The 7,550-nt window shown below is 48.1% G+C and carries 6 protein-coding genes, 8 tRNA genes and 1 rRNA gene; all 15 read right to left on the minus strand.

Features of this window, described 5'->3' with window-relative positions:
- Positions 1-150: 150 nt before the first annotated feature.
- On the minus strand, positions 151-657 hold the full coding sequence (locus ACQKPA_RS30415; RefSeq protein ID WP_427496101.1) for an acyltransferase: 507 nt from the start codon (positions 655-657) through the stop codon (positions 151-153).
- Between the two features lie 13 nt (positions 658-670).
- Entirely contained in the window at positions 671-1,321 is a 651-nt protein-coding gene (gene ppaX / locus ACQKPA_RS30420; protein WP_427496102.1) for a pyrophosphatase PpaX, read from the minus strand.
- Positions 1,322-1,328: 7 nt separating this feature from the next.
- On the minus strand, positions 1,329-2,462 hold the full coding sequence (lgt, locus tag ACQKPA_RS30425) for a prolipoprotein diacylglyceryl transferase (RefSeq protein ID WP_427496103.1): 1,134 nt from the start codon (positions 2,460-2,462) through the stop codon (positions 1,329-1,331).
- Positions 2,463-2,482: 20 nt separating this feature from the next.
- Positions 2,483-3,421: an HPr(Ser) kinase/phosphatase gene (gene hprK / locus ACQKPA_RS30430; protein ID WP_071219440.1), complete on the minus strand. Its 939-nt coding sequence runs from the start codon at positions 3,419-3,421 to the stop codon at positions 2,483-2,485.
- Between the two features lie 536 nt (positions 3,422-3,957).
- Complete coding sequence (locus tag ACQKPA_RS30435; RefSeq protein ID WP_071219439.1) at positions 3,958-5,082, minus strand: ABC transporter ATP-binding protein; 1,125 nt, start codon at positions 5,080-5,082, stop codon at positions 3,958-3,960.
- A 108-nt stretch (positions 5,083-5,190) separates the two neighbouring features.
- Entirely contained in the window at positions 5,191-6,414 is a 1,224-nt protein-coding gene (locus tag ACQKPA_RS30440) for a PucR family transcriptional regulator (protein WP_427496104.1), read from the minus strand.
- A gap of 150 nt (positions 6,415-6,564) precedes the next feature.
- A tRNA-Lys gene (locus ACQKPA_RS30445) sits at positions 6,565-6,637 on the minus strand.
- A 7-nt stretch (positions 6,638-6,644) separates the two neighbouring features.
- Positions 6,645-6,730: transfer RNA gene (locus ACQKPA_RS30450), tRNA-Tyr, on the minus strand.
- Between the two features lie 12 nt (positions 6,731-6,742).
- Positions 6,743-6,815 (minus strand) — tRNA-Phe (locus ACQKPA_RS30455).
- 84 nt (positions 6,816-6,899) lie between these two features.
- Positions 6,900-6,976: transfer RNA gene (locus tag ACQKPA_RS30460), tRNA-Asp, on the minus strand.
- 13 nt (positions 6,977-6,989) lie between these two features.
- Positions 6,990-7,065, minus strand: a tRNA-Thr gene (locus ACQKPA_RS30465).
- A 25-nt stretch (positions 7,066-7,090) separates the two neighbouring features.
- Positions 7,091-7,166 (minus strand) — tRNA-Val (locus ACQKPA_RS30470).
- Positions 7,167-7,175: 9 nt separating this feature from the next.
- Positions 7,176-7,252: transfer RNA gene (locus ACQKPA_RS30475), tRNA-Met, on the minus strand.
- Positions 7,253-7,284: 32 nt separating this feature from the next.
- A tRNA-Ser gene (locus tag ACQKPA_RS30480) sits at positions 7,285-7,376 on the minus strand.
- A gap of 79 nt (positions 7,377-7,455) precedes the next feature.
- A 23S ribosomal RNA gene (locus ACQKPA_RS30485) occupies positions 7,456-7,550 on the minus strand; the annotation flags it as partial.

Consider the following 7,550-nt stretch of genomic DNA (forward strand, 5'->3'; position numbering starts at 1 on the left):
TTCATAGAGTCAGTGTATAAGGATAGGCGGGCAAAAAAGTCCCTCAAGGCTATCATACCCAGGGGACTATTGAATCGCTTTGTGTCATGTTATCCTCTACTCATTCTACAATAATTCTGGTAGCTTGAGAACCTAACTTGTCACATTACCTCAAATTGACTCACTTTCCGTTGATGTCCTCTTCAGCTCTTGCAATGGATTGCCGCCTACAAAAACACCCGGTGCCACATCTTTATGTACGACAGACCCTGCAGCAACAACCGCTCCATCTCCGATCGTTACGCCAGGCAAAATCGTGGTGTTCGCGCCGATGAGCACGTTCTCCCCGATCCGCACTTCACCCAGACGATATTCCTTTATTAAATACTCATGGGCAAGAATCGTTGTATTGTAGCCGATCACCGAATTCTCGCCGATGGATATTTTCTCCGGAAAAAACACATCCACCATGACCATCAATCCAAACGCGGTATGCTTCCCCACCTTCATTCCGAGCATATGGCGGTATATCCAGTTCTTCAAGGGCAGAATAGGACAATAGCGGGCCAACTGGATAAAGATGAAGTTCTTCACGCCCTTGAACGGACTCACGGTGCGGTAGATTTGCCATAGCGCGTTTGGCCCTTCTACAGGATAACGGGTAATCTTTCTGGCCATGCTGCCAAAACTCCTATTCCTCTTGAAGTCCTACGATCTCATACAGGTCTTTCATATCCTTTAAAACATAATCCGGACCATACTCCATCAGCTTCTGCTCACCCTTCAGGGACCAAGCTACAGCGGCGGCCTTCACGCCCGCCGCCTTGGCAGATTGAATGTCGACCGGGCTGTCCCCGATCATCAATGTCGTAGCCGGATTGGCGCCCAGCCGTTCGATCGCCGTCAGAACGGGCTCAGGATGCGGTTTCGGATGCTCGACGTCGTTCACCGTCACAATTGCCGACATGAAGCGCTCCAGATCGTACTTCTCCAAAGTCATCATCGTGGAGGGACGAATCTTCGTCGTTACAATCCCCAGTGAAAGCCCGTGACGATGAAGACGCTCCACGACTTCATTTACATGGGGGAACGGTCTAACCATCTCATCATGATGAAGCGTGTTGAAGGAGCGGTAGGCTTTGACAAGCGGACTAACATCCTCGACGCCTCCCGAGAAAGCCTGCAGCTGCTGTTCCAGCGTGGTTCCCATATGTGGAATGATCTGCTCCCTGGTTAGCGGTCCCGGGGCCTGAGCCTCGAAGACATGCAGAAACGACGAGATAATCAATTCATTCGTATCAATAATGGTTCCGTCCAAATCAAACAGTACGGTTTCGATCATGCTGCAACTACTCCTTTTTGTCCTCCGTATCTGGTTTTATTGCCGGAGTATCTTCTACTGAGGAAGGTTTGACTTCCGTCTCCTGGGCTTGGGTTAGAGAGCTTTTGTCAGCCGTCTCTGCTGGCTCTGCTGCCGGTTTGTCCTGCTTAACAGGTGCCTGCGCAGACGACTTCACGGCTTTATTGGTCTGAAGGTCCGCTTCAGGCGTAGGACCTGCTCCGGTCTTCGTTGACACGATGGGGTCCAAATAACGTACATTGGCACGACCCGTTACACGGCGCACAATGATCAGTACGATGCCTCCAATGACAATCAACACGGACAGCAGCTGAGAGATCCTAATATTTCCGTAAGCCGGGTCCAGATGGCCCAGTTCAAAGCCCATCCAAGTCATCGGCGCCCATAATGTATTGTTAATGAAGTCGGCAAGTCCGGCTGCGCCTTGGAATGCCAAACTGTCCGTACGCACCGCTTCAATGAAGAACCGGCCGATGGAATACCAGATGAAATATCCGATGAAGAGCTCACCTGCGCGCAAGAATTTCTGTCTGCGGAGGATAAGCAGTATGACAATACCCACCAAGTTCCATAAGGATTCATATAAGAAGGTAGGATGATGGAATACGCCTTGTACATTCATTTGATTGACGATGAAATCAGGCAGGTGCAACTGCCCGCGCAAAAAGGACTCGCTTACAGGACCGCCATAGGCCTCCTGGTTAACGAAGTTCCCCCAGCGTCCAATGATCTGGCCCGCCAACAGGGACGGAGCACAGATGTCGGCAATCCGCCAGAACGAATAGCCTTTGCGGCGAACATAGATCAAAGCACAGATAATGGCACCGATTAGGGCACCGAATATGGCAATCCCGCCATTCCATATTTTGAACACATCCAGGAAGTTGTCTTTATAGTCTTCCCATTTAAAAGCTACATAATAAATACGAGCACCAATGATTGCGGAAGGCACGCCAAGCAAGAGCAAATCCATGAAAAATTCCTGCGGAATGCCAAAACGCTTCCCCTCGCGAATGGCCAGTAACAGCCCCGCCAAAGCACCCAAACCCAAAATCAAGCCATACCAATGAACACGCAGCGATCCGATGGAGAACGCCACCGGATCGATGAGCAATGTTTGCATCTTTTATAACCTCCCTAGTCCTAGTCCAAATCGTCCATATCTTCAGCGATCGTAGCTGTCAGCTTGTTCGTAAACTGCAGTGCAGCATTCAGCCCCATTTGTTTCAATCTGTAGTTCATAGCTGCCACTTCAATAATAACCGCAAGGTTACGTCCTGGACGAACCGGAATGGTGACCAGAGGGATGTCCGTCTCTATAATTCGTGTTGTTTCTTCATCTAACCCCAGACGATCATACTGTTTATCCTGCTGCCAGGCTTCCAATCGAACAACAAGGGTAATCCGTTTATTGTTCCGAACGGCTCCTGCACCGAATAACGTCATTACATTAATAATACCGACTCCGCGAATCTCCAGAAGATGGCGAATGAGCTCCGGTGCCGTACCATGCAGCTGAAAATCCGATGTCTGACGTATCTCCACCGCATCGTCCGCAATTAATCGGTGTCCGCGTTTGACGAGCTCCAGTGCCGTCTCGCTTTTTCCGATCCCGCTTGAGCCTGTTATCAGCATACCCACGCCATAAACATCGCACAATACCCCGTGGATGGTTGTAGTTGGTGCAAGTTTGCGTTCCAGGAAGCTTGTGAATCGGCTTGTCAGAATGGTTGTTGCCATGCTGCTGCGCAGGACAGGCAAACCTCTCTCATTCCCGAGTTCCACCAGTTCCTCCGGCACCTCCAAGGAACGTGTTACAACGATGCAGGGTGTTTCTTCCGTGCACAGGCTGCGCATCCGCTCTTTACGCTCTTCCGGCTTCAGCATTCCGAAGAAAGCCAACTCCGTACGCCCCATAAGCTGAACCCGTTCCCGCGGATGGTATTCAAAATAACCGGCCATTTCCAATCCTGGGCGATTCAGATCGTCCGTTGTAATCTGACGTTTCAAGCCTTCCTCACCTGCGATGACCTCCAGCTGAAACTGCTGGACCAGCTCGGATACCTTCACTTTCTTGGCCATGGTCTTACCCCTCTTCTTCCATTGTATGTTGACATCACAACGGAACCGCCATATGGCACGGCCCGTCTTGGATGATATATTCCATCATTCAGTTATTCCTAAAGAGCACTACTGTCCACATATCTGCGATCTGGCAATTACCATGAAATATGCTCAACATCCCATATGTTCAATACTTATGTATGCCTTGCTTTGTGCTTATCTTATCGAAAAAAGCCAATGAATGCAATTCTCTTCGACTATTCCATAGGGACATTAGGCTCATATCGGGGTGAATCGATGCTACGATTACGTTCTATAACTTGAATAATATAAATGTAACGTTTTATTACGAAAGGAATTATTAACTCTATTCTTTTCCCGCCTCAGGGTTGACTGCTTTATATTATCTGCTATTCCATTGAATGCAACTTCCTTCTGCGTGAAACGCCTTACACCTTCTCCAGGCGTGAATACTACCTTGATATATATCTTTTTCTCCTAAAAAAACCGCCCCTTAAGGGGGCGGTTTTCAAGAGATCCCGGATTGCTGAAGATTAGTCTTCGAGCAATACGTTCAATTCAGACTCTTTATCAAAGATATGAACTTTGTTCATGTCGAGTGCCAATTTCACATTGTCGCCTTCGCGAGTAGTCGAACGTCCGTCTACACGGCCGATAACCGTATCAGTGCCCAAGCCGCTTAGGTACAAGAGCATTTCGTGACCAAGGTTCTCGGTTACATCGACTTTTGCAGAGAAGATTGTGTTCGGGGAAGCTTCCAGGAAGACTGGCTCTTCATGAATATCTTCCGGACGAACACCCATGATTACTTCTTTGCCAATCATGGATTTATTTTTGAGCAATTGTGCTTTACCGCCTGGTACTTGAACGTTCAAGCCCTGGGAAGTAAAGTATACGCCACCGTTTTGCTCGGACAATTTACCGTTGATGAAGTTCATGGTTGGGGAACCGATGAAACCAGCAACGAACAGGTTGTTCGGATTGTTGTACAGTTGCTCAGGGGAATCCGCTTGTTGAATGATGCCATCCTGCATAACAACGATACGGTCACCCATCGTCATAGCTTCTGTTTGGTCATGCGTTACATAGATACAAGTGGTTTCAAGACGCTTAACCAGCTTGGTGATTTCGGCACGCATCTGACCGCGGAGTTTCGCATCCAAGTTGGAAAGCGGCTCATCCATCAAGAAGACTTGTGGATCACGGACAATCGCACGACCCAAGGCAACACGCTGACGCTGACCACCGGACAGAGCTTTTGGCTTACGCTCAAGCAAATGCTCGATGTCCAGGATTTTCGCTGCTTCACGTACACGTTTATCGATTTCGTCTTTCTTCACTTTACGGAGTTTCAAACCGAATGCCATGTTCTGATATACGTTCATATGTGGATACAAGGCGTAGGATTGGAATACCATCGCGATGTCGCGATCTTTAGGTGCTACATCGTTAACAACGCGGTCGCCAATGTAAAGTTTACCCTCAGAAATTTCCTCAAGACCCGCGATCATACGCAGTGTCGTGGACTTACCGCAACCGGAAGGACCTACCAGAACCAAGAATTCTTTATCTTTAATATCCAAATTAACGTCAATTACAGTTGCTTTATCCGAACCTGCATACTTTTTGTAAATATGCTCTAAGCGTACACCAGCCATGTGCATTTGCCCCCTCATATGAATGTTATGAAATCGAATACAATTAATTTATAATCTTATATTACCCCATAGGCACCTGACTTGCTATACACAATCTGCACAAAAAACCTATTTCCTTTTCGTCACTTTATACAATAGAAGCGTTATTTTCACTAAAACCGCATCACTGAAGCTGCGAACATCTAGTCCCGTCTCCTGTTTGATCTTATCCAGGCGGTACAGCAGCGTGTTGCGGTGGATATACAGGTGCTTGGCCGTCTCACTCACGTTACAATCCAATTCGAAAAAAGACTCCAGCGTTGACAATGTCTCGCTATCCTCGAACAAATCGGTATGTCCTGCAGCGTACTCACGCAGAAATTGATTGCGCTGGTACTCGGGAATGCTATAAACCAGACGCTCCAGGTGAAGCCCGGTCGACAGATGGATATGTTCCTTGACCTGGAACGTTCGGCCGATGGTCATGGTCTCTCTTAACATGCTAACGGTCTGTGGCAGAGCATGCAACGCATTAACTGCCGGTATCGCGGAGATATGGAAATCCCCCACCCATTCCGTTGAAATCAGCTCGTAGAGTCCCATACAGAATAAAGAGAGCAAATCCTGGTCGCCTTCCACCGAAGTATCCTCTTTATCTTCCGTCGTTATACCATCCAGCAATTCTTGGTTCGCTAGTATAATCCATTCCTTATCAAGCAGTGGCACCAGAATGATGTCCCCGCCAAAATAGCTGCGCAATAACCGATGCAGCGCCTTATAGCTTGGAGTGGGAGCATGCTCGCTCTCATGAATTACAAGAAAGGGAACCATGTGCTCTGTCAAACTTGTCCGAATCAACATTTCATCTGGTAATTCAGCAAGCAGTTCACCGGCTTGCAGCCGTTCCTTTAACCAACCACCTAACTGTTGGGCTCGTCGTTCTTCTTCAATCTTACCGGTATTCTTGGGCACTCCCCCTGGCATCGTATCCTGCAGGCTCGACAATAGTAGAGTTATAAGCCCAATCTCCGACTCCGTCAAAGCATTTTGATCCGCTACGATTACCCGGCTAGGATCCTGTTGATTCACTGGAATCCAAATCTCACCCAGGTCCTTGCGAACATAGGCGCCGTGAACCCTTCGTGATTTGTTTGATTTGTGCGAAGTTCCGTTTTCTACACGGTTATTGGACCCCTGGGCTCCTACCTCATAACCAATCCGATCACCGAATGGCGGTGAGGTCGCCATTGATTGTGTTAACCATGCCGCTTCTTGATCATTCAATGTTTTTAAACCGAGTGAGGTACCCAAGGTCTGCTCTAGTTTCTGAACGATGTGCTCCATCTCCACCATTGATGACTCCACCACTTTATCGTTTTTTCTTATTTTAGCATAAGACCCTGTACAAACGACAATGCCTTCTCTCTAAGTCCACTTACATTGGGGAAAACCCGCTTAAAAACAATACAAAAAGAGCCGTCAACAACGTTGACGACTCTCGGATGAGCCATGAAGGACTCGAACCTTCGACACCCTGATTAAAAGTCAGGTGCTCTACCAACTGAGCTAATGGCTCTTATTACTGGTGGAGGATGATGGATTCGAACCACCGAACTCGGACGAGAACAGATTTACAGTCTGCTGCGTTTGGCCACTTCGCTAATCCTCCAGGATATAAAGGTGGCTCGGGACGGAATCGAACCGCCGACACGAGGATTTTCAGTCCTCTGCTCTACCGACTGAGCTACCGAGCCTTACATAAATGACATAAAAATAAAGTTCGGCATCCCACTTTAATCTGTGGAAAACCGACTATTTTTATTCCTTAAAATTAATAATGGCGGAACTGACGGGATTCGAACCCGCGATCTCCTGCGTGACAGGCAGGCATGTTAGGCCTCTACACCACAGTTCCACATTATTAAAGATGGTGCCGGCGAGAGGACTTGAACCCCCAACCTACTGATTACAAGTCAGTTGCTCTACCAATTGAGCTACACCGGCATGGTAAGGTGATAAAAATAGTACATGGTGGAGGCTGAGGGGATCGAACCCCCGACCCTCTGCTTGTAAGGCAGATGCTCTCCCAGCTGAGCTAAGCCTCCAGGTATGTATGGTAGCGGCGGAGGGGATCGAACCCCCGACCTCACGGGTATGAACCGTACGCTCTAGCCAGCTGAGCTACACCGCCATATAAACCTATTTGCGTTCAAGTTATTCAAATGGCGGAGAGAGAGGGATTCGAACCCTCGCACCGCTTACGCAGTCTAACCCCTTAGCAGAGGGTCCCCTTATAGCCACTTGGGTATCTCTCCATCATAACTTGTATGCAGTTACAGAGATTGATTCCCTGAAAACTAGATACGAAACGAATTTGCAGCACATTGAAATATGTTGGATAAGCCCTCGACCGATTAGTATTGGTCAGCTCCATGCATTGCTGCACTTCCACCTCCAACCTATCTACCTCGTCGTCTTCAAGGGGTCTT

Origin of the sequence: Paenibacillus sp. NPDC093718 (assembly GCF_050279985.1) — a bacterium.
In the GTDB taxonomy this organism is placed as follows: Bacteria; Bacillota; Bacilli; order Paenibacillales; family Paenibacillaceae; genus Paenibacillus_AQ.

Bases quoted from the DNA above. Each gene is read 5' to 3' on its own strand.
- ACQKPA_RS30415 (WP_427496101.1), bottom strand. From the start codon at position 657: ATGGCCAGAAAGATTACCCGTTATCCTGTAGAAGGGCCAAACGCGCTA.
- ppaX (WP_427496102.1), bottom strand. From the start codon at position 1,321: ATGATCGAAACCGTACTGTTTGATTTGGACGGAACCATTATTGATACG.
- lgt (WP_427496103.1), bottom strand. From the start codon at position 2,462: ATGCAAACATTGCTCATCGATCCGGTGGCGTTCTCCATCGGATCGCTG.
- hprK (WP_071219440.1), bottom strand. From the start codon at position 3,421: ATGGCCAAGAAAGTGAAGGTATCCGAGCTGGTCCAGCAGTTTCAGCTG.
- ACQKPA_RS30435 (WP_071219439.1), bottom strand. From the start codon at position 5,082: ATGGCTGGTGTACGCTTAGAGCATATTTACAAAAAGTATGCAGGTTCG.
- ACQKPA_RS30440 (WP_427496104.1), bottom strand. From the start codon at position 6,414: ATGGTGGAGATGGAGCACATCGTTCAGAAACTAGAGCAGACCTTGGGT.